Source organism: Shinella sumterensis, assembly GCF_004514425.2.
In the GTDB taxonomy this organism is placed as follows: Bacteria; Pseudomonadota; Alphaproteobacteria; order Rhizobiales; family Rhizobiaceae; genus Shinella; species Shinella sumterensis.
The window spans coordinates 141,432-161,174 of sequence record NZ_MYFN02000005.1; the positions used below are offsets into that span (position 1 = coordinate 141,432).

Sequence of the window (19,743 nt, forward strand, 5' to 3'; positions counted from 1 at the left end):
TTGCATAAAAGACGGTCTGCCGCCTTTGCCACGCGTCTGGCGACACGAATCGTCCCGCCTCGCCTTGAGGGACGCCCGGCGCGCATGCCCGGCGTGCAAATTCAACCCTCGAAAAACGCTGGAAATCGTCTATATGACGGTCAAAGGAGACTTCATGGCCCGCATTGACCAGACCGAGGATTGGCGCAACCGCCACGCCCCGACTATCAGCACATTCGAATCCCTTGCGCTCGAGGCCTACGGCCACCTGCCGGAGGAATTCCGCGCGCTGACGGGCAACCTGATCATCGAGATCTCCGAATTCCCCAGCGACGATGTTTTCGAGGACATGGCGCTCGAAACGCCCTTCGATCTGCTCGGCCTGTTCGAGGGCCGCGGCATCACCGAGCGTTTCACCGTCGAGACAGGCGAAATGCCGAACCGCATCACGCTCTATCGCCGTCCGATCCTGGATTACTGGGCGGAGAACGAGGAAACGCTCGGCGACATCGTCACCCATGTCCTCATCCACGAGATCGGCCATCATTTCGGCCTGTCCGACGATGATATGGAGCGCATCGAGGCGAGCGCGGAGATCGCGGCGGAGCAATCCTCCTGAAGCGGGTCAAGCCCGACCGATGATACCGGAATGCATCGGGCTTGAAGCGCTTGGGCTGTGCACGCACCAGCCGCTTATATCGCGCTCATTGCTCCGAAAGCTTGATGTCGGGCGTATAGTCCTTGCCGGGCACATCCTTCACCACGGCCTGGCCGCACTGCATGATCTTCGCCTCCGCATTGTAGGCGTAGGTCGGCGACCCGTGCAGCTCCCAGCCCTTGTTCAGCGCAAGCGTGACCTTGTGGCAGAAGGATGCGTCGTCGGGGCCGGTGAGGAATCGGTAGACTTTCATGCTTTCTTTCTCTCGTTGATCAGATCGGCCTTTCCGAGCAGACGCTCCGCCTGCTCGGCATGCAACTTCTCCACCATGCGGCCGGCGATATTAATGACGGCCTTGCCAACATTTTCGGGCGCCGAAAAGGCGGCAACGATGGCGATCGCCTCGGCGGCTTCCGCTTCCGTCACGCCGAAGGCGTCATTGGCGGCGGCTATCTGCGCGGGATGGATCAGCATCTTGCCGTCGAACCCCATCTGGCGGCCCTGCCGGCATTCGGCGGCCAGGCCGTCGCTGTCCGCGAAATCGTTGAAGACGCTGTCGACGACATCGAGGCCGCAGGCGCGCGCGGCCACGACCACCTGAAGCAACAGAGGCACAAGGAAGGGCCGGCCGGCAATATCGGCGATCCCGGTTTCCTTGCGCAGGTCGTTCAGCCCGACGACGAAGCAATCCAGGCGCCCGCCCTGCGTACGCCCCGTCTCGGCGATGGAGGAGAGATTGAGAAGGGCGGCGGCCGTCTCGATCATCGCCCAGAGGCGCGGCCCGTCGTCGGCACCGGCTTCGGAAAACCAGTCGGCAGCCGCGAGGATATCCTGCGGCCCCGACACCTTTGGCAGAAGCACGGCATCGGGCATGCACTGGAGTGCGGCCTCGAGGTCGCGCAGGCCGTCCGGCCCGTCGAGCGGGTTGATCCGCATCACGTGCTCGCGCCCGTCGCTGCGGTCGAGCGCGGCGAAATGCGCGATCAGCGCGGCGCGCGCCTCGGCCTTCTTCTCCGGCAGGACGGAATCCTCGAGATCATAGATGATCGCGTCGCAATCGAGCGCCGCGGATTTCGCGAGCGCCCGCGCATTGACCGCGGGAACGCTCAACAGCGAGCGGCGCAAGTGAAGCGGATGGTGATGCGGTGTCCTGTTCATCGTGCCTTTGTGACGCGCTTTGTCGCAACCCGCAAGCACGATGAGATTCGGCCTTGCAATGGACAAAATCGCCCCCCACATTGCTTGTCAGAGAAAAGGGCAAATCAAAATGCAGCGCATTCGCTCCATCATCTTCACCGTCTTCGCCATGCTTGTCGCCGGCGTGACCATCGTGTTCGCCGCCTCGGTCGGCCTCGCCATCGTCGGCATCACCGCCGTCCTGATGCTCGGCTCCCTGCTTGCAGCGAAATTCCAGCCGACTCCGGTCCGCGCAACGGCGCGCGCCCGCAACGACCGCGCGACCGCCGGTCAGCGCGAGCCGCGGATCTGGAACGACGGCCGCGGCACGATCATCGACCTCTGACAGAGGCGTCCTCCCGAAAGAGGATATCCGGGCGCCTGCCTCCGCGCCCGGCGCCGTCCTTGCGGCCCTGATCAAGATTTTCCTTCAAATTCCGGGAAAACTGATTTAAACGCTTGGCGAAATCGACTTCCATATTCCGAGGGTTTCCGCATGGACAAGTTCGTCAAGCTGACCGGCGTCGCCGCGCCGCTCCCCGTCGTCAATATCGACACGGACATGATCATTCCGAAGGACTACCTCAAGACCATCAAGCGCACGGGCCTCGGCAAGGGTCTCTTCGCCGAAGCGCGCTACAATGAGGATGGCAGCCTCAACGAAACCTTCGTGCTGAACAAGCCGGCCTACCAGAACGCCTCGATCCTCGTTGCCGGCGACAATTTCGGCTGCGGCTCCTCGCGCGAACATGCGCCGTGGGCCCTGCTCGACTTCGGCATCCGCTGCGTGATCTCCACGAGCTTCGCCGACATCTTCTACAACAACTGTTTCAAGAACGGCATCCTGCCGATCGTCGTCAGCCAGGAAGACCTGGACAAGCTGATGGACGACGCCAGCCGCGGCGCGAATGCCATCCTGACCGTCGACCTGGAAGCCCAGGAAATCACCGGTCCCGACGGTGGCCGCATCGGCTTCGAAATCGATGCCTTCCGCCGCCACTGCCTGCTGAACGGCCTCGACGACATCGGCCTGACGCTGGAGAAGGCGACCGCCATCGACAGCTTCGAGAAGCAGACCGCATCCTCGCGCCCCTGGGCTTGATGCCATGCGCCGGCTGATTTCATCCGGCTCTCTCCCTTCGAAGTGACGGCGGGCTATTCGTGCGCCGTCGTGCAGGGCGACTGGTGCTTCGTTTCCGGCACGACCGGCTACGACTATACCACCGTGACCATGCCGGACAGCGTCGAGGATCAGACGCGCAACTGCCTTGCCACCATCGGTGTCGAAAACATCGTGCGCTGCCACTATTACGTGACGGACCCCGCCTTCGCGGACCGCGTCTTTCCCATTCTCGGCAAAACCTTCGGCACGGTCCGGCCGGCTGCGACCATGATCGTCTGCGATCTCATCCGGCCCGAAATGCTGATCGAGATAGAAGTCACGGCCCTGCGCCGGACCTAGCCGAAAGGCCGAGGCAATCGCGCAAAATTCTTTCTTTTCGGCGATTTTCCTTGAACGGAAGTTGCGCTAAGAAGCGCGCGACCATTCCGTGACATCAAGGACAATCCCATGACAGCGCGTAACCTCCTCCTTCTGCCCGGCGACGGCATCGGCCCGGAAGCCATGGCGGAAGTCCGCAAGATCATCGCCTATATGAACGCCGAACTCGGCGCGGGCTTCACCACCGACGAAGGCCTCGTCGGCGGCAGCGCCTACGACGCCCATGGCGCGGCGATCTCGGAAGGCGACATGGAGAAGGCGCTTGCGGCCGACGCCGTTCTGTTCGGCGCCGTGGGCGGCCCGAAGTGGGATGACGTACCCTATGAAGTGCGTCCCGAAGCCGGCCTGCTGCGCCTGCGCAAGGACCTGCAGCTTTTCGCGAACCTGCGTCCGGCCATCTGCTACCCGGCGCTTGCCAATGCCTCCTCGCTGAAGCCTGAGCTCGTGGAAGGCCTCGACATCCTCATCGTGCGCGAATTGACGGGCGGCGTCTATTTCGGCGAGCCGAAGGAGATCATCGATCTCGGCAACGGCCAGAAGCGCGGCATCGACACGCAGGTCTACGACACCTACGAGATCGAGCGCATCGCAGGCGTCGCCTTCGAACTGGCCCGCACGCGCAACAACCGCGTCTGCTCCATGGAAAAGCGCAACGTCATGAAGTCGGGCGTGCTGTGGAACCAGGTCGTGACCGAGACGCACAAGCGCGCCTATTCCGACGTCAAGCTGGAGCATATGCTGGCCGACGCTGGCGGCATGCAGCTCGTCCGTGCGCCAAAACAGTTCGACGTCATCGTAACGGACAACCTGTTCGGCGACATGCTCTCCGACGTCGCCGCCATGCTGACGGGCTCGCTCGGCATGCTGCCGTCGGCCTCGCTCGGCGCCCCCGACGTCAAGGGTCGGCGCAAGGCGCTGTACGAGCCGGTCCACGGCTCGGCGCCCGACATTGCCGGCAAGGGCATCGCCAACCCGATCGCCATGATCGCCTCGTTCGCCATGTGCCTGCGCTACTCCTTCAACATGATCGCCGAGGCCGACAACCTGGAGAAGGCGATCGCCGAGGTTCTCGACAGCGGCGTGCGCACCGGCGACATCATGGCCGAAGGCTGCCGCCAGGTCGGCACGGTCGAAATGGGCGACGCCATCCTCGCCGCCTTCAAGAAACTCTCCGCCTGACAACACGCGCCGGCATCGCCGGCGTGGTCCAAAAAGGCTCCCGTCGCCAGCGCGCCGGGAGCTTTTTCGTTTGCATCCCTTGAAAAGCCACAACCGGCGAACACATGCAGACGACGCCTGTTGCAAAGGACCACCATGAACCGATCGCTTGCGACCTCCTCGCTCTGGATTTTCGCCGCCACGGCCGTGCTCGTCGTGGCCCTGCTTCCCCTCGATCCGTTGATTTCACAACACGCGCAGGGGCTTCCGGACGCCATCGTCACCTTCAACCGGCACATCACGGATTTCGGCACCTTCCGCTGGATGATCTACGGCTCCGGGCTGGTCGTGATCCTCGCCTACATCCTCGGGCGCGTGAGCTGGAACCATGCGCTGGGAGAGCGGGCGACGGCGGCGGGATGGCTGGCGCTCTATTTCTTCGTGGCCATCGGCGCGACGAGCGCGCTCGTGCATCTTTTCAAACTGATCGTGGGCCGGGCACGGCCGGAACTCTTTGCCGACCACGGCGCCTACAGCCTGACGCCGTTCGCCTATGACGATCTCTATTCCAGCTTCCCGTCCGGCCATTCGGCAGCCGTCGGGGCTTTTTTCGGCGCCTTTTCGATGCTGGCGCCACGGCTGCGGCCGCTTTTCCTGCTGGGCGCTCTCACGATCGGCGTCTCGCGTGTCATTGTCGGCGCGCATTATCCGAGCGACGTGGCCGCAGGCCTCCTGCTCGGCCTCTGGACGGCGGTGGCGACCGCCTTTTTCTTCGCGAGCCGGCAATGGCTCTTCCGGTTCGGCGAAAACGGCTGGCCGCGGCTGACCACGCTTCTTCCATCCCCGAAATGAAAGAACCCGGCTCGTGTTGCCACGAGCCGGGTCGCCATGGGCGGATCGGAAGGGGGTGATCAATCCATGGCGTGGATGTCGCGGTCCTTCGTTTCCGGCAGGAACAGAAGGCCGATGACCAGCGTGATGCCTGCGAAGACGATCGGATACCAGAGACCGTAATAGATATCGCCCTGGGCCGCGCTCATCGCGAAGGCCGTTGCCGGCAGCAGGCCGCCGAACCAGCCGTTACCGATATGGTAGGGCAGCGACATGCCGGTATAGCGGATGCGGGTCGGGAAAAGTTCGACCAGCAGCGCGGCGATCGGGCCATAGACCATCGTGACATAGATCACGAGGACGGTCAGGACCGCGATGGTGCCGATCCAGTTCACGTTTGCGGGGTCGGCGACCATGGTGAAGGCGCCGCCATTGGCAATCGTGTAGACGTCCATCTCGGTGGCGCCGGCAGCCTCTTCGGCCGTCAGCAGCTTGGCGGTGATCAGGTCGGCGACCGGCGTGGTCGCCTTCTCGCCGGCACGGATCGCCGTCGCATCGAGCGCAAGTTCCGGATTGGCCGCGACGAAGGCGTCGAGCTTGGAGTCCGGGACCTTGGCCGCGCCGCGCACCAGCGGATAGCCGGCGTCGTGGAGCGCGATGTTGGTCTGCTTCTGGAAGGCGCCGTCGAGGGCCTTGGCCTGGTCGCCGGCAGCGATCGCGTCATAGCTCGTGATCGTCTGTTCGCCGATCTTCACCGTGGCCGGCGTGCCGGCCGGCGCCGTCGTGACGACGTCATAAGGCACCGAGTTGCGGGTGAGGAACGAGGTGGCGATATCGCACGATGTCGTGAACTTCGCCGTGCCCGTCGGGTTGAACTGGAACTTGCAGTCGCCGGGCGCGGCGGTGACGGTCGCGCGGATCGTCGCCTGCGCCTCGGCGAGCGCCGGGTTGCCGGCCCAGGTCAGTGCCTTGAACAGCGGGAAGTAGGTCAGCATCGCCAGCAGCAGGCCGGCCATGATGATGGGCTTGCGGCCGATCTTGTCCGACAGCCAGCCGAAGAAGACGAAGAAGCCCGTGCCGATGAGAAGCGAACAGGCGACCATGATATTGGCCGACTGGCCGTCCACCTTCAGCACGCCCGTCAGGAAGAACAGAGCGTAGAACTGGCCGGAATACCAGACGACGGCCTGGCCGACGACGGCGCCGAACAGCGCAAGCAGCGCGATCTTGGCATTGCGCCACTGGCCGAAGGCTTCCGTCAACGGCGCCTTGGAGCCCTTGCCCTCTTCCTTCATCTTCTTGAAGGCGGGCGATTCGTTCATCTTCAGGCGGATCCAGACGGAAACGCCGAGCAGAACGACAGACAGCAGGAACGGAATGCGCCAGCCCCATTCGGCGAAGGCTTCCTTGCCGACGATGAACTGTACCGCAAGGATCACCACCAGCGACAGGAACAGGCCGAGCGTCGCCGTCGTCTGGATCCACGAGGTGAAGTAGCCGCGCCGGCCCTGGGGGGCGTGTTCGGCAACATAGGTCGCAGCACCGCCGTATTCGCCGCCAAGCGCCAGGCCCTGCAGCATGCGCAGGATGATCAGGATGATCGGAGCCGCGATGCCGATGGTGGCCGCGCCGGGCAGCAGGCCCACCACGAAGGTCGAGACGCCCATGATCAGGATGGTGACGAGGAAGGTGTACTTGCGCCCGACGAGATCGCCCAGACGGCCGAACACCAGCGCGCCGAAGGGGCGCACCAGGAAGCCGGCGGCAAAGGCCAGAAGCGCGAAGATGTTGCGCGTCGTTTCCGGATACTGGCTGAAGAAGGTCGCGCCGATATAGATGGCCAGCGAACCGTAAAGATAGAAGTCGTACCACTCGAAGACGGTGCCGAGCGAAGAGGCGAAGATCACCTTCTTCTGCTCGCCCGTCATGGGCGCGGCCTTGGCGTCGCCCACGGTCGAAACATTTGCCATTTCATTGTCCTCCACAAAAACGGCGTGTCGGGCAGCCCGTGAAAGGCCCCGTGTTCCTCCCGAGAACACAGGGCAGGGTGCGCCTGATGAAAGGATGACAGAAAACAGATTGTGACATCACCGCTGCTTTCGGCTTATGACTTTTGGCCTAAGACTTAAGTGGAAGCCTTAGATGGAGACTGGGTGGCCGATGGAATGCCGCCGAGCGTCAAGGAACACTTGACTCTTCACCAGATGAGCGTATTCAGCACGCACGCAAAAGGGACCGCCATGTTTCGCCTTGGAAATTCCATCGCCCGCATGATCGCTCCGGCCTTCAACGCCGGACGGGTTCGTCATTGCGTATCGATTTCCAAAACAACGGCCAAAACGACGACGAAAACCGTCTGACGTCTCTGGCCACCGCTCTCTCCCCGGTATGGCCGGGGACCGAAACCCGCGTCATGGCCGACGGGTTTCCCCTCCTGACCCAGCGGAGAGACAGAGAAAGAGAGCTTTAGACATGGGTTTCAAGATCGCAGTCGCCGGCGCGACCGGCAATGTCGGCCGTGAAATGCTGAACATCCTTTCCGAGCGCGGTTTTCCCGCCGATGAGGTCGTGGCGCTGGCCTCCGCCCGTTCGCAGGGCACCGAGGTCTCCTTCGGCGACAAGACGCTGAAGGTGCAGAACCTCGAAAACTACGATTTTTCCGATACGGACATCTGCCTGATGTCGGCCGGCGGCACCGTTTCGCAGAAGTATTCGCCGAAGATCGGCGCCCAGGGCTGCGTCGTCATCGACAATTCGTCGGCCTGGCGCTACGACGCCGAGGTTCCGCTGATCGTTCCCGAAGTGAACCCGGATGCGATTGCGGGCTTCAGCAAGAAGAACATCATCGCCAACCCGAATTGCTCGACCGCCCAGCTCGTCGTTGCGCTGAAGCCGCTGCACGACCGCGCCACCATCAAGCGCGTCGTCGTCTCGACCTACCAGTCCGTCTCCGGCGCCGGCAAGGAAGGCATGGACGAACTCTTCCAGCAGACCCGCGCCGTCTTCGTCGCCGATCCCGTCGAATCGAAGAAGTTCACCAAGCGCATCGCCTTCAACGTCATCCCGCACATCGATAATTTCATGGAAGACGGCTACACGAAGGAAGAGTGGAAGGTTCTCGCCGAAACCAAGAAGATGCTCGACCCGAAGATCAAGGTCACCTGCACGGCCGTGCGCGTTCCCGTCTTCATCGGCCATTCGGAATCGGTCAACATCGAGTTCGAGAAGGAAATCACCGCCGACGAGGCGCGCGAGATCCTGCGCGAAGCACCCGGTTGCCAGGTCATCGACAAGCACGAGAACGGCGGCTACATCACGCCCTACGAATCCGCCGGCGAGGACGCCACCTACATCTCGCGCATCCGCGAGGACGCGACCGTCGAAAACGGCCTGAACATGTGGGTCGTTTCCGACAACCTGCGCAAGGGTGCAGCCCTCAACGCCATCCAGATCGCGGAGCTGCTCGTTGCCCGCGGCCTGATCAAGGCGAAGAAGCAGGCCGCCTGACAGGATAAAGGGACGGTTCGGCCGGCTTTCTCAAGAAATGGCAACGTTCTCTTAATCATGTTTCAATAAAAGTCCCGGTTGTTCCGTTAAAGAACAGTCGGGGCTTTGTCTTGAAGGCCTCGGCCGGTTCACGCCGAGTTGCGATGACAGGAACAGGGGAGCATGGCATGTTCCCGCAGCGGTATTGACGAGATCACGGGGTTCTTGATGGGCATGACAAAGAGCGCGGGCAAGGTTCTGGCCGCAATGATCGCCATCGCGGCGATGCCGGCGGCGGCACACGCTGCCAAGTGTGGCAACGACGCGGGCGGGTTCCCCGCCTGGATCGACGCTTTCAAGGGCGAGGCGGCAAGCCGCGGCATCAGCCGTTCGACGCTGGACAAGGCCTTCGCCAATGTCAGCTATGCCCGTGCGACGATCCGCGCCGACCGCGGACAGAAGAGCTTCAAGCTTTCCCGCGACCAGTTCATGCAGAAGCGCGGCGCGCAGGCGATCATTCGCCGCGGCAAGAGCCTGAAGCAGCAGAACGCGGCGCTGTTCAACCGCATCGAAGCCCGCTACGGCGTTCCCGCCGGCCCGCTTCTGGCGATCTGGGGCATGGAAACCGGCTTCGGCAGCTTCCTCGGCAAGGAGCACACCATCTCCGCCGTCGCGACGCTCGCCTATGACTGCCGCCGCTCGGAATACTTCACCAACCAGCTCTACGCGACGCTACAGCTCGTGCAGAACGGCACGCTTTCGACCACGGCCCGCGGCGCGGCGCATGGCGAGATCGGCCAGACGCAGTTCCTGCCGGCAAACGTCCTGAAATACGGCGTCGACGGCGACGGCAACGGCCGCATCGACCTCGTCGGCTCCAAGGCCGACGCGCTGGCCTCCACGGCCAACTTCCTGCGCGGCCACGGCTGGAGCGCGGGCGCGGGCTACCAGCCCGGCCAGCCGAACTTCGGCGCGCTTCAGGGCTGGAACGCCGCAAGCGTCTACCAGCGCGCGATCGCCATCATCGGCGCTGAAATCGACGGCAACTGAGGAACGTCTTGCTGCGCGGCGCATCGCGCCGCCGCAGGGCTACCAACTCATGGACATGAAACCGGCGCGGGCAACCACGCCGGTTTTTTCATGCGCTCGGGCGCCGGAAATCGCCGGTGACCGCGTCCATGATCCACAGTTCGCCCGTCGAGATATCGAACCAGGCGCCATGCAGCTGGAGGCGACCCTTTTCCTCCAGAATACGCACGCAGGGGAAGGTCCTGAGATTGGCGATGGAATTGCGGATGGAAACGCGCTCCAACGCACGCTGGCGCTCGCCCTGCGTGAGCATTTCCGCACCCTGGATCTGCTCGGCGACGGGCTTGAGCATGCCCATCCACTTGCCGATGAAATCGCCCGGCGAGAGCGGTTCGGCTTCCGGATCGAGCGCTGCCGAGATACCGCCGCAGCGGCCATGGCCCATGACGAGGATGTCCGTGACCTTCAACGACTGCACCGCGAATTCGAGCGCGGCCGACGTGGCGTGGAACTGCCCGTCCGGCTCATAGGGCGGCACGAGGTTGGCCACGTTGCGGACGACGAAGAGTTCACCCGGGCCGCTGTCGAAGATCGTCTCCGGTGCGGCGCGGGAGTCGCAACAGGCGACCACGAGCGTCTTGGGTTTCTGGCCGGTCTCGGCCAGCGCGCGATAACGCGCCGACTGCTCGGCATAACGCCCGGACATGAAATTGCGGTAGCCGTTCAGGAGGCGATCGGGAAAGCGGTTCATGGTGTCGGAATACCCCGTGTGCGATCTGGCGGATGGCCTCATCCGGTTCTGCATAAACCATCCCGAAGGCCACCGCGCAAGGCCGGATCGCGTCAGGTCTTGCGCGTCTGCGCCGGATGCATCAGCCGGCGCATGTGCACCATGGCCATCGGCGTGGAGATGCTGGATGCGTCCTGTTCAAGCGTGAGTTCGTCGGCGCCGCGCTTGGCCGTGCGCGCAACGATCTCGAAGACGCTGGCCGTCGCCGTCATCAGGCGTCGCTCCTCCGTCAGATCCTCCATCAGGCGCGACAGGAAAATGGCGGCCAGCAGGTCGCCGGTGCCGTTCGGCGGGTTGGGCACGAGCCGGTGCTCGGCCAAGAGCGCGTTGCGGCCGGACAGATAGAGATTGCCCGTACTGCCGGCCATCAGCGGCAGCGCCGAGGTGACCAGCATGCGTGAGGGACCGAGCGCCAGCGCCGCCTCCATGATCTGCCCGTTCGTCTCCAAGGGCGCGCCGGCAAGCCAGGCGAGCTCGAACCGGTTGGGCGTTGCGATCGATGCGAGCGGAATGAGGTCGTCGCGAATGGCGACCGCCGTCTCCTCGGCGATGTAGAGGCCCTTCTCGTCCCCGCAGACCGGGTCGCACATATAGAGAAGATCGGGATTTTCGGCCCGCAGACTCTCGACCAGCCGCGCCACGGAGCGCACCTGCGCGGCACTGCCGAGATAGCCGGTCAGGACGGCCTTGACCTCGCCGCGCCATGGCGCCTGGGTGAGGTCGGAGATCATCGCATCGAACTCTTCCGGCGACAGCACGACGCGCGTGGATTTCCCATGGCCGGGGTGCCACGGCAGGATGACCGTCGGCAGCGCCCAGACCGGATGGCCGAGCGTCTCCAGCGCGAAGACGGCCGCGCGATTGCCCACCGTGCCACGCACCACATGGCTCGAAATGACGATGACCGCGCCCTTGTCGCTCTCACCCATGGCCTGCTCCCCTTCTGCGCAAAAGTGATGGCAAACCGCACCACGCCCTGTCAACGTCGGCACCGACAGAAGGCATCATGCAGACCGACGTCCGATACGGTCTGGAGCCGCTTCAAACGGCATTCCGACGAAAATCCATGAATTTCCCGTCGAAACGACAGTATAACTGACCTATTTCGGACAAAATCGATTGAATTTTCTCAGGAAAACACAAATTTCATCGCGCCGTTTTTTTCTTCTGCTAACGTCCCGGCATCGGATTCGAGGGAATTTCCAGGGGTTCCAGGATGAGCATGAAAAGAGAAAAGCATATCGAGGCCGCCAAGGCGGCTGCCGCAGCCCTCGGCGCGAAAACACTGAACCCGGACATCCTTTTCGGACGTGCCAGCAAGGACGATCTCGACCACTATACCGGCGCGATGCTGGCGGTTGCTTCCGCCCATGCCATGGGCGAGCTGGAAGCCTGGGACGGGACCGCACCGCGCGTGACGGTCACCACCCTGCCGGACGTGAAGCCGCAGGGCCAGCCGGTGTCCGTCCTCGCCGTCACAGACCGCAACCAGCCGTTCCTTTACGATTCGGTGATGGGCGAGGTGACCAGCAGCTACCGCGATATCCTTCTGGCGATCCACCCCATTCTCGTTGTCGCGCCCGGTGCCGCGCCGAAGCTGTTTTCGCCGGATGAGCCGAGCGAACCCGGCCAGCGGGTCAGCCATATCGAGATCCACCTGCCCGAAATGTCGGCGGCGGAAGCCGCGGCCCTCACCGAGCGCGTGAGAAACGTCCTCAATCAGGTCCATCTCGCGGTGGACGACTGGCCCGCCATGCTGGAAAAGCTCGATGGCGCGCGGGGCGACCTGGAGCGCTTCGCCAAGGAGAAAGCCGGCAAGAGCGAAGCGCTCGCCTTCCTCGACTGGCTGCGCGGCAACAACTTCACCTTCCTCGGCATGCGGGAATACAGCTATTCCGGCAAGGGCGCGAATGCGACGGTGGAACGCGGCGGCGAGGGCCTCGGCATTCTCTCCGATCCCGACGTCCGCGTGCTGCGCCTCGGCAAGGACGCCGTGACGACAACACCGGAAATCCTGGAATTCCTGGAGGGGCCGGATTTCCTCATCGTCACCAAGGCCAATGCGAAGTCCGTCGTGCACCGGCGCGCCTATATGGACTATATCGGCCTCAAGCGCTTCGATGAGAAGGGCAAGGTCATCGGCGAACTGCGTATCGTCGGCCTGTTCACCTCCACCGCCTATACCCACGCCGCCAGCCAGATCCCGCTGCTGCGCTCCAAGGTGGAGCATGTCGTCGAGCATTTCGGCTACGACCCCAAGAGCCATTCCGGCAAGATGCTGATCAACACGCTGGAATCCTATCCGCGCGACGACCTCTTCCAGATCGACACCGGCCTGCTCGCCACCTTCTGTGAACAGATCAACGAACTGTCCGACCGGCCGCGCATCCGGGTCCTGCCGCGCATCGACCGCTTCGACCGTTTCGTCTCCGTCATCGTCTATGTGCCGCGCGAGCAATATGATTCGGATGTGCGCGAGAAGATCGGCAATTACCTGAAGTCGGCTTACGACGGCCGCGTCTCCGCCTATTATCCGGCCTTCCCGGAAGGCGGCCTCGCGCGCGTGCATTTCATCATCGGCCGCTCCGGCGGCAAGACGCCGCGCATCGCGCAGAACAAGCTCGAACAGGCCGTGCGCGAGATCGCGACGCGCTGGACCGACCGCTTCGAGGCGCTGTCGAACAGGGATGGTCTCAGGCTGATTGCCGATCGCGGCTATCAGGAGGATTTCACCCCCGCCGAAGCCCATGCCGACCTCGCGCTCATCACCACCGCGACCGCCGACAACCCGATCAGCATCGCCTTCTACCGCAAGGCCTGGAACACCGACCTCAGCTCCGTCGAGCTGAAGATCTTCCACGCCAACGAGCCGGTCTCGCTGTCACGCCGCGTTCCACTGCTCGAGAATCTCGGTTTCAACGTCATCAGCGAGCAGACGCATGACCTCACCGTCGTCGGTCTCGACGGCGAGCAGCGCCGCGTGCTGCTGCACGACATGGAGCTGAAGCACCGCGACGGTATCGAGATCAATCTCGCCAGGCTGCGCCCGATGCTGGAAGAGGCCTTCCTCGCCGCTTGGCATGGCGAGGTGGACGACGACGCGTTGAACCGCCTCATCATCACCGCCGGGCTTTCCGCCCGCGAGGTCATGGCGCTCAGGACCTATTCGCGCTACCTGCGCCAGACCGGCATCGCCTATTCCCAGGGCTATATCGCCGATACGCTGAACAAGTACCCGGCCATTGCCGCGAGCCTGTTCCGCCTGTTCGATTCACGCCTCGACCCGAAACTGTCCGAACGACAGCGCGACAAGAAATCCACCGAAGCCGCAACGGCCATCGAGGATGCGCTGGCCGACGTGCCGAGCCTCGACGAGGACCGGATCCTGCGCCGCTACGTCAACGCGCTGCAGGCGACGCTGCGCACCAACTATTTCCAGCACGATGCCGACGGAAAGCCGCGCAAGACGCTGGCGATCAAGCTCGACCCGAAGGCGCTCGACGGCCTGCCGGAGCCGCGGCCGTTCCGCGAGATCTTCGTCTACGGTGCCGAGGTGGAGGGCGTGCACCTGCGCTTCGGCAAGGTCGCCCGCGGCGGCCTGCGCTGGTCCGACCGGGCGCAGGATTACCGCACCGAAGTGCTCGGCCTTGTGAAGGCGCAGCAGGTGAAGAACGCCGTCATCGTGCCTGTCGGCGCCAAGGGCGGCTTCTATCCCAAGCAGCTTCCCGCCGGCGGCAGCCGCGACGCCATCTTCAAGGCGGGCACCGAGGCCTACAAGACCTATATCCGCACGCTGCTCTCCGTCACCGACAACATTGTCGGACAGGACGTCGTGCCGCCGGCCGATACGGTCCGCATCGACGGGGACGACCCCTATTTCGTCGTCGCCGCCGACAAGGGTACGGCCACCTTCTCCGACACGGCCAACGGCCTTGCCCAGGAAGCCGGCTTCTGGCTCGACGACGCCTTCGCCTCCGGCGGCTCGGCCGGCTACGACCACAAGAAGATGGGCATCACCGCCCGCGGCGCCTGGGAAACCGTCAAGCGCCACTTCCGCGAAATGAACATCGACATCCAGAAGACACCCTTCACGGTGGCCGGCGTCGGCGACATGTCGGGCGACGTCTTCGGCAACGGCATGCTGCTGTCGCGCAAGATCCGCCTCGTCGCGGCCTTCGACCATCGCGACATCTTCATCGATCCGAACCCGGATACCGACACGTCCTTTGCCGAGCGGCGCCGCATGTTCAACCTGCCGCGCTCCAGCTGGCAGGATTACGACCGCTCGGTGCTTTCAAAGGGTGCGATGATCATTCCGCGCACGGAAAAATCCGTGACGCTGACGCCGGAGGCCATGGCGGTCATCGGCATCGACAAGGCCAAGGCGACGCCATTCGAGATCATGACGGCGATCCTGAAAGCGCCCGTCGATCTCCTGTGGTTCGGCGGCATCGGCACCTATATCCGCGGCCAGAACGAGACGGATGCCGAGGTCGGCGACCGCGCCAACGACGCCATCCGCATCGTCGGCGAGGACGTGCGCGCCAAGGTGATCGGCGAGGGCGCCAATCTCGGCGTTACCCAGCGCGGCCGCATCGCCTTCGGCCTGAAGGGCGGACGCAGCAATTCCGACGCCATCGACAACTCGGCGGGCGTCAATTCCTCCGACGTCGAGGTCAACATCAAGATCGCGCTCGCCTCGGCCATGCGCGACGAGCGGCTCACACGTGCCAAGCGCAACGTGCTGCTCGCCTCCATGACCGACGAGGTCGCCGAACTCGTCCTGCGCAACAACTACCTGCAATCGCTGGCGATTTCGCTCACGGAACGGCAGGGCACGGGCAACCGCGCATCGCTGACCCGCCTGATGGACCGCCTGGAGGGCTCCGGCCATCTCAACCGCAAGGTCGAGACCTTGCCTGATGACCGCACGCTCGCCGAACGCTACCAGGCCGGCAAGCCGCTGACGCGCCCGGAAATCGGCGTGCTGCTCTCCTATGCCAAGCTGGTGCTGTTCGACGAACTCATTCACACCAGCCTGCCCGATGATCCCTATTTTGAGCCGACGCTGACGGGCTACTTCCCCGCCAAGATGCAGAAGGCCTATGCCGACGATATCCGCTCGCATCGGCTGCGCCGCGAGATCATCGCGACCATCCTCGTCAACGAGGTGATCAACCGCGGCGGCCCGGCCTTCATCAACGGCCTCACCGACGGCACCGGCTTCGGCCCGGCCGATGCGGTCAAGGCGGCCGTCATCGCGCGGGATGGCTACGGCCTGCCTGCGCTCTATGCCGGCGTCGATGCGCTGGACAACCAGGTTTCCGGAGACGTCCAGAACGAACTCTACGAGGAGATCGGCCGCATCTATGCGACGGTCACCAGCCTGCTCCTGACCACGGGCGCCGTGTCCGGCCCGCTCGACCAGGCGATCCACAAGCTCAAGCACGTGCTGAAGCAGCTTCGCCCGCATCTTTCGACGCTCGTGTCGGAGGCCGCCGGCGACGAGGCCCGCCGCAGGGCCCATGCCTATGAGGATGAAGGCGTGCCGGCAGAGCTCGCCGCCGAGATCACGACGCTTTCCATGCTGATCTTCGTTCCCGAGGTGATGCTGATCGCGACGGCGACCGGCGATACGCTGAGCAAAACCGCGCAGGCCTTCGCGGGCATCAGCGGCAGCTTGAACATCGGCCGCCTGCTGGCCGCGGCCGCCCGCATTCCGACCGGCGATCTCTACGAGGCGCTGGCCCTGCAGCGCAGCCTCACCGACATCGCCAATGCCCGCCGCGACCTCACCACCGCCGTGCTGACCCGCCACAAGGGCGACAAGGCGCCTCTTACCGCCTGGCAACAGAGCGAGAAGGAACGGCTGGCCCGTGTGACGGCCAACCTCTCCGCGCTGACGGAGACGGGCGAGGCGACGCTTGCCAAGGTCAGCGTCGCCGCCGGCATCCTGAGCGACCTTGCGCAGGAAAGGGTGAAATGACACAGTCCCCTGCCGGCTGGCGGACGACGCTCCGTTAGCCGGCTTGAGGACGGGCGCATCATCGCCCCGGCAAAGGAGGGCGATGAGCATGGACACGAAAACCGCCGCGCCGCGCGCAAGCCGTCTCGGCATTGCCGGGTGGATGCTGTTCGACTGGGCGGCGCAGCCGTTTTTCACCGTCATCACCACCTTCATCTTCGGTCCCTATCTCGTCGCGCGCCTGACGGACGATCCGGTCGCGGGACAGGCGGCCTGGAGCTACACGCTGACGATCGCCGGCATCGTGATTGCCTTGCTGGCGCCCGTCATGGGATCGATCGCCGATGCCTCGGGCGCCCGAAAACCCTGGATCGCCGCCTTCGCCGTGGTGAAGATCCTCTCCCTCATGGGGCTCTGGTATGCCACGCCGGGCAGCAGCCTCGTCTTCGCCATGGCGATGATCGTGCTCGCCACCGTCGCGGCGGAATTTTCGATCGTCTTCAACGATTCCATGATGCCGCGCCTGGTGAGCCCGGCCGATACCGGCCGCATCTCCAACATTGCCTGGGGCCTCGGCTATCTCGGTGGCATGATCGTGTTGATCGTGGTCATCGCGCTGATTGCCGCAAATCCCGTAACGGGCGAGACGGTCCTCGGCATCAGGCCGATATTCGGGATCGATCCCGCGACCGGCGAGGATGCCCGCATCACCGGACCGATCTCGGCGATCTGGTATCTCGTCTTCATCCTGCCGATGTTCTTCTTCACGCCGGACCAGAGCAGGGGCCTGCCGATCGCACACGCCGTTCGCGCAGGCTTCGCGGACCTCACCGCGGCCTTGCGCGATCTTCGCGGCAGGCCTCGCATCCTGCGCTTTCTCATCGCACGCATGGTCTACCAGGACGGCGTCAACGGCCTCATCGCGCTCGGCGGTACCTTCGCCGCCGGCATGTTCGCCTGGCAGACCTTCGAGCTCGGCATCTACGGCATCATCCTCAATGTCGTCGCCATCGGCGGCTGCCTCTATGCCAGCCGGCTGGACAAGCGCCTCGGCTCGAAGGCCGTCGTCGTCGGAAGTCTCGTCTGCCTGACGATGGCGACGATCGGCATCGTCTCGACGGGACCGGGTTTCACGCTCTTCGGCCTCGTCCCGCTGTCCGTCAAGAGTACCGGCGGGCTGTTCGGCACAGCTGCGGAAAAGGCCTACATCCTCTACGGCCTGCTGATCGGGCTCGCATTCGGCCCTGTCCAGGCGTCTGCGCGTTCCTATCTCGCCCAAAGCATCCACCCGGACGAGGCGGGCCGTTATTTCGGGCTCTATGCGCTTTCAGGCCGCGCCACATCCTTCCTGGCGCCGCTCTCCGTCGCCCTCGTCACCACGGCGACGGGCTCGGCACGCCTGGGCATGATGGCGCTGATCGTCTTCCTTGTAGCCGGTTTCCTGCTCCTGCTGCGCACGCCTTATCCCGCCGCCAAAGTCACCCGCTGAAACGCAAAACGCCCCGCAAGCGGGGCGTCTCCATCCGGACAAGAATCCGGGTAAGGATCAATGGCGGAAGTGGCGCATGCCGGTGAACACCATGGCAACGCCCGCCTCGTCGGCCGCGGCAATGACTTCGGCGTCGCGCATCGAGCCGCCGGGCTGGATGACGGCCGTGGCCCCGGCGGCGATGGCGGAGAGCAGGCCGTCGGCAAAGGGCAGGAAGGCTTCCGACGCCACCGCCGAGCCGCGCGTCAGCGGCTGCGAAAGCCCCATGGCCTTGGCGGCGGCTTCGGCCTTCAGGCCGGCGATGCGGGCCGAATCGACGCGGCTCATCTGACCGGCGCCGATGCCGGCCGTCTGGCCGTCCTTGGCATAGACCACGGCATTCGACTTCACATGCTTGGCCACCTTGAAGGCGAACTTCATGTCGATCAGCTCCTGTTCGGTCGGCGCCCGCTTGGTGACGACCTTCAGCTCCAGGTCCTCGACCACGCCGTTGTCGCGGCTTTGCACCAAAAGGCCGCCCGATACGGTCTTGGCGGAGAGGCCGGGCGCGCGCGGATCGGGCAGGCCGCCCGTCACGAGAAGGCGCAGATTGGGTTTGCCGGCAATCACCGCGCGGGCCTTTTCATCCGCATCCGGCGCGATGATGACCTCGGTGAACAGCTTGACGATCTCTTCCGCCGTCTCGCCGTCCAGCGTCGAATTGAGCGCGATGATACCGCCGAAGGCGGAGACCGGGTCGCAGGCCAGCGCCCGGGCATAGGCGTCCTTCAGCGTTTTGCCGGTGGCGACGCCGCAGGGGTTTGCGTGCTTGATGATCGCGCAGGCCGGGCCGTTTTCCGGCAGGAACTCGGCGACCAGTTCGAAGGCGGCATCCGTATCGTTGATATTGTTGTAGGAAAGCTGCTTGCCCTGCAGGAGCGTCGCGGTGGCGACGCCGGGGCGGTTTTCGCCGGTCACGTAGAAGCCCGCCTTCTGGTGCGGGTTTTCGCCGTAGCGCATCTCTTCCTTCAGCACGCCGCCGATCACGCGATGGCGCGGCATGGCGATGTCGAGCGCTTCGGCGAACCAGTTGGAGATCGCGGCGTCATAGGCGGCGGTGCGCGCATAGGCCTTCGCCGCCATGCGCTGGCGGAAGGCATAGGAAGTCGTGCCGTCAGCCAGTTCCGCGATCAGCGCCTCGTAATCGGCAGGATCGGTGACGATGGTGACATAGGCGTGGTTCTTGGCCGAGGCGCGGATCATGGCCGGGCCGCCGATATCGATGTTCTCGACGGTCGTCGGATAGTCGCCGCCCTTGGCGCGGACATCCTCGAACGGATAGAGGTTGATGACGGCAAGGTCGATGGCGCCGATACCGTGCGCCTTCATCGCCTCGACATGCTCGGCATCGTCTCGGATCGCCAAAAGCCCGCCATGAACCGAAGGATGAAGCGTCTTCACGCGACCGTCCATGATTTCCGGAAAGCCCGTGACCTCGGAAACGTCGGTGACGGCAAGCCCGGCATCGCTGAGCGCCTTGTGCGTGCCGCCCGTCGAGAGCAGACGAACGCCCTTTTCGGCGAGCGACTTGGCGAGCGCGACGACCCCGGCCTTGTCGGAGACGGAGAGCAGCGCGGTGCGCACGGCAACACGATCGGGGGCGGGGATCTTCTTGGAAACAACGGCCATTGGGCGCTCCGTT

The 19,743-nt window shown here is 64.3% G+C and carries 16 protein-coding genes and 1 pseudogene; 11 read left to right on the forward strand and 6 right to left on the reverse strand.

Features of this window, described 5'->3' with window-relative positions; translation table 11 throughout:
- The first annotated feature begins 154 nt into the window (after window positions 1-154).
- Window positions 155-598: a metallopeptidase family protein gene (locus B5M41_RS12050; protein WP_134648461.1), complete on the forward strand. Its 444-nt coding sequence runs from the start codon at window positions 155-157 to the stop codon at window positions 596-598.
- Between the two features lie 85 nt (window positions 599-683).
- Here the strand turns inward: B5M41_RS12050 and B5M41_RS12055 are convergent, their stop codons facing one another.
- Together B5M41_RS12055 and B5M41_RS12060 are read right to left on the reverse strand one after the other, a co-directional pair.
- On the reverse strand, window positions 684-890 hold the full coding sequence (locus B5M41_RS12055; RefSeq protein ID WP_134648463.1) for a DUF1737 domain-containing protein: 207 nt from the start codon (window positions 888-890) through the stop codon (window positions 684-686).
- Window positions 887-1,795 (reverse strand): HpcH/HpaI aldolase/citrate lyase family protein, encoded by a 909-nt coding sequence (locus B5M41_RS12060; RefSeq protein WP_134648465.1) that lies wholly within the window; start codon window positions 1,793-1,795, stop codon window positions 887-889. Before B5M41_RS12060 ends, B5M41_RS12055 begins: the two co-directional genes overlap by 4 nt.
- A gap of 109 nt (window positions 1,796-1,904) precedes the next feature.
- On the opposite strand from B5M41_RS12060, the gene B5M41_RS12065 reads away from it, so the two are divergent.
- From B5M41_RS12065 to B5M41_RS12085, 5 genes and pseudogenes are all read left to right on the forward strand, one after another.
- Window positions 1,905-2,159, forward strand: coding sequence for a hypothetical protein (locus B5M41_RS12065; RefSeq protein ID WP_134648467.1), 255 nt, complete (start codon window positions 1,905-1,907; stop codon window positions 2,157-2,159).
- Window positions 2,160-2,309: 150 nt separating this feature from the next.
- Entirely contained in the window at window positions 2,310-2,915 is a 606-nt protein-coding gene (leuD, locus tag B5M41_RS12070) for a 3-isopropylmalate dehydratase small subunit (protein WP_134648469.1), read from the forward strand.
- A 4-nt stretch (window positions 2,916-2,919) separates the two neighbouring features.
- Window positions 2,920-3,275, forward strand: a pseudogene (locus B5M41_RS12075) (RidA family protein).
- Between the two features lie 108 nt (window positions 3,276-3,383).
- A complete protein-coding gene (leuB, locus tag B5M41_RS12080) occupies window positions 3,384-4,493 on the forward strand; it encodes a 3-isopropylmalate dehydrogenase (RefSeq protein WP_134648471.1) in 1,110 nt (369 codons plus the stop codon).
- 135 nt (window positions 4,494-4,628) lie between these two features.
- A complete protein-coding gene (locus B5M41_RS12085) occupies window positions 4,629-5,324 on the forward strand; it encodes a phosphatase PAP2 family protein (protein WP_134648473.1) in 696 nt (231 codons plus the stop codon).
- Window positions 5,325-5,383: 59 nt separating this feature from the next.
- Here the strand turns inward: B5M41_RS12085 and B5M41_RS12090 are convergent, their stop codons facing one another.
- Window positions 5,384-7,273, reverse strand: coding sequence for an MFS transporter (locus tag B5M41_RS12090; protein ID WP_134648475.1), 1,890 nt, complete (start codon window positions 7,271-7,273; stop codon window positions 5,384-5,386).
- A 183-nt stretch (window positions 7,274-7,456) separates the two neighbouring features.
- Here B5M41_RS12090 and B5M41_RS12095 point away from each other — a divergent pair, with 183 nt between their 5' ends.
- The 3 genes from B5M41_RS12095 to B5M41_RS12105 all read left to right on the forward strand — a co-directional run bounded on the left by B5M41_RS12095 (window position 7,457) and on the right by B5M41_RS12105 (window position 9,839).
- Window positions 7,457-7,663: a hypothetical protein gene (locus B5M41_RS12095; RefSeq protein ID WP_134648477.1), complete on the forward strand. Its 207-nt coding sequence runs from the start codon at window positions 7,457-7,459 to the stop codon at window positions 7,661-7,663.
- Window positions 7,664-7,775: 112 nt separating this feature from the next.
- Window positions 7,776-8,810, forward strand: a complete 1,035-nt coding sequence (locus B5M41_RS12100) for an aspartate-semialdehyde dehydrogenase (protein ID WP_134648479.1) — start codon at window positions 7,776-7,778, stop codon at window positions 8,808-8,810.
- Between the two features lie 207 nt (window positions 8,811-9,017).
- Window positions 9,018-9,839 carry a lytic murein transglycosylase gene (locus tag B5M41_RS12105; RefSeq protein ID WP_134648481.1) on the forward strand — a complete coding sequence of 274 codons (822 nt, stop codon included), beginning with the start codon at window positions 9,018-9,020 and terminating at the stop codon, window positions 9,837-9,839.
- 88 nt (window positions 9,840-9,927) lie between these two features.
- On the opposite strand, the gene B5M41_RS12110 is transcribed toward B5M41_RS12105, so the two are convergent.
- Window positions 9,928-10,569, reverse strand: a complete 642-nt coding sequence (locus B5M41_RS12110) for a carbonic anhydrase (protein WP_134648483.1) — start codon at window positions 10,567-10,569, stop codon at window positions 9,928-9,930.
- 92 nt (window positions 10,570-10,661) lie between these two features.
- Window positions 10,662-11,537, reverse strand: coding sequence for a pyridoxal kinase PdxY (gene pdxY, locus B5M41_RS12115; protein ID WP_134648485.1), 876 nt, complete (start codon window positions 11,535-11,537; stop codon window positions 10,662-10,664).
- A gap of 287 nt (window positions 11,538-11,824) precedes the next feature.
- On the opposite strand from pdxY, the gene B5M41_RS12120 reads away from it, so the two are divergent.
- Together B5M41_RS12120 and B5M41_RS12125 are read left to right on the forward strand one after the other, a co-directional pair.
- The gene (locus tag B5M41_RS12120) at window positions 11,825-16,594 is read left to right on the forward strand and encodes an NAD-glutamate dehydrogenase (protein WP_134648487.1); all 4,770 of its coding nucleotides are present in this window, start codon (window positions 11,825-11,827) and stop codon (window positions 16,592-16,594) included.
- Between the two features lie 82 nt (window positions 16,595-16,676).
- The gene (locus B5M41_RS12125; RefSeq protein ID WP_134648489.1) at window positions 16,677-18,062 is read left to right on the forward strand and encodes an MFS transporter; all 1,386 of its coding nucleotides are present in this window, start codon (window positions 16,677-16,679) and stop codon (window positions 18,060-18,062) included.
- A gap of 57 nt (window positions 18,063-18,119) precedes the next feature.
- Here B5M41_RS12125 and purH read toward each other — a convergent pair whose 3' ends face one another.
- Window positions 18,120-19,730, reverse strand: coding sequence for a bifunctional phosphoribosylaminoimidazolecarboxamide formyltransferase/IMP cyclohydrolase (purH, locus tag B5M41_RS12130; RefSeq protein ID WP_134648491.1), 1,611 nt, complete (start codon window positions 19,728-19,730; stop codon window positions 18,120-18,122).
- Window positions 19,731-19,743 lie beyond the last annotated feature (13 nt).